Raw genomic sequence first — 1983 nt, 5'->3', positions numbered from 1 at the left:
GGCATGGCGCCGCCCGCGACGAGCGCCAGCGCGCCGACGATGGCGAGCATCCAGTGCTGGACCACCTCGGACATGACGTACAGCGACCTGGCGGCGCCATGCCAGTTCGTCGGGTCGGTGATGCGGGTGAACTCGGGAATGACCTTCGTGCCGAACAGGTAGACGTAGACGAGGATCAGCGCCAGGATCGCGCATGGGTAGACGAGCCCGCCGACGATGACCGCCTTGATGCGCTGCTGCGCCTGCACGACGTCGACGACGGCCAGCAGCGCGGCCTCCACGTTGCCGGACTGTTCGCCGGCCAGCAGGATCATGCGTTCCGGCCGCGGCGCCCAGCCTTCCAGGCTTTCCGACAGCATCCGGCCGTTCTGCACCTGCCGGCGGCAATCGTCGAGCACGATCGCCAGCGGCTCCTGCGGCTTGCGGCCATTGTCCGACGCCCGTTCGCGCAGGACTTCCAGGATCCGCAGCAAAGGCAGGCCGTTGGTGAGCATCTTGGCGATCTTGCGGTACAGGCGCACGCGCGCCGCCGCCGAGAACTGGGTCTTCGCCCAGGCGCGCGTGACGTCAAACCGCATGGACCACCTCCAGCCGGGATCCCGGCGCCGCGAGGTGGCCGACCACTTTTTCCGCCATGCGCGGATCGATCTGGCCGGCCGCGACCTTGTCGATCGCGTGGCCCAGCATCGTGCGGCCGTCCAGGTGCTCGAGCCAGTACGCGACCGCCGCGCATTTGTCGCCGGCCCGGATGAGTTTGAAGAACTGGGCGTCCGGCACGATGACTTCCGCCAGCACCGACCGCCCCACCGTGCCCTGCATGGCGCAATGCTCGCAACCGTCGCCGGTCACGCGCACGCGCGGCAGCGCGCCGCCCACCGCTTGCCGGACGCGGGCGTACAGCGCCGGCGGCAGCGCCTCCGGCGCGTCCACCAGCGGCCGGCTGCAATGCGGGCACAGCACCTTGACGAGGCGCTGGCTGATCAGGCTCGTGATGATCGTGTGGTCCGCCACCAGGCTCATCGGCAGGCCGAGATCGAGCAGCCGGTCGACGATCGCCAGCGCGCTGTTGGCATGCACCGTCGTCCACACCTGGTGGCCCGTCATCGCCGCGCGCAGCGCGTTCTGCGCCGACGCCGCATCGCGGATTTCGCCGATCATGATGACGTCGGGATCGAGCCGCATCGCGTTCGAGATCGCGGCCGAGAACTGGCGCGCGCGGTCCGCTTCCGTGCTGGCATTGGTCACGGCCGTCTGCACCGCGCCCTCGATCGGGTATTCCACGGGGTCTTCGACGGTCAGCACGTGCAGTTTGCCGCCCGCCTCGATGATTTCGCCGGACAGGATGCGCTGCAGCGTGGTCGATTTCCCCGATCCGGTGGGACCGCTGATGATGTTCATCCCGATCGGCTGCTCCTTGATCTGCTGGAGCATGCCGGCGTGCGTCTCGCTGAAGCCGAGCGGGCGCAGGTCGACGTTGTCGCCGGCGTCGTTGTACAGCAGGCGCAGCACCATGACGGCGCCTTCGCTGGTGGGCGCGGTGGCGATGCGCACGCCGTACAGCCCGGGCGGCAGCTTGTCGCGGTCGGAAATCGCGGCGTCCTGGCGCTCCATCGGCTTGTACGAATTGTCGGACACCGACGTCATCGCCCCGTACAGCGTCGCCAGCAGGCGCTCGCCGTATTCGCGCGTCTGCACGCCCTTCGGCACCAGGTCGTTATGGATGCGGAACCACGTCTCCGTGCAATCCTTGCGGACGCGGATATGGATGTCGGACGCGCGCGCCTGGCAGGCCCGGTTGAGCAGGTCCTTGGCCGTCACCTGCATGAGCGAGTGTTCGTGCTGCGGCTGCGCACTCCCGCCGCCCTGGTAGGCGCGGGCGATGACCTCGATCCGGGAGAACGTCACCTGGAATGGCCGGCGCATCTTTTCCAGCCGCGCGATGTACGACAGCACGTGGCGGTTCAGGCTCTGTCCCTCGGCGAC

Annotated in this window: 2 protein-coding genes; both read right to left on the bottom strand. The window is 68.7% G+C overall.

Annotated features, from left to right (window positions below):
• Positions 1–578: type II secretion system F family protein (locus tag ACEN88_RS30270; RefSeq protein ID WP_413345669.1), on the bottom strand; the 578-nt coding region annotated here is incomplete at its 3' end.
• A partial coding sequence (locus ACEN88_RS30265; protein ID WP_413345667.1) for a GspE/PulE family protein occupies positions 568–1983 on the bottom strand: 1416 nt, incomplete at its 5' end. The genes ACEN88_RS30265 and ACEN88_RS30270, both read right to left, overlap by 11 nt.

The organism is Massilia sp. CT11-108 (assembly GCF_047302915.1).
Lineage (GTDB): Bacteria > Pseudomonadota > Gammaproteobacteria > Burkholderiales > Burkholderiaceae_D > Telluria > Telluria orientalis.
The sequence above is the reverse complement of the archived record's forward strand: the minus strand, read 5'-3'. Positions and strand labels throughout refer to the sequence as shown.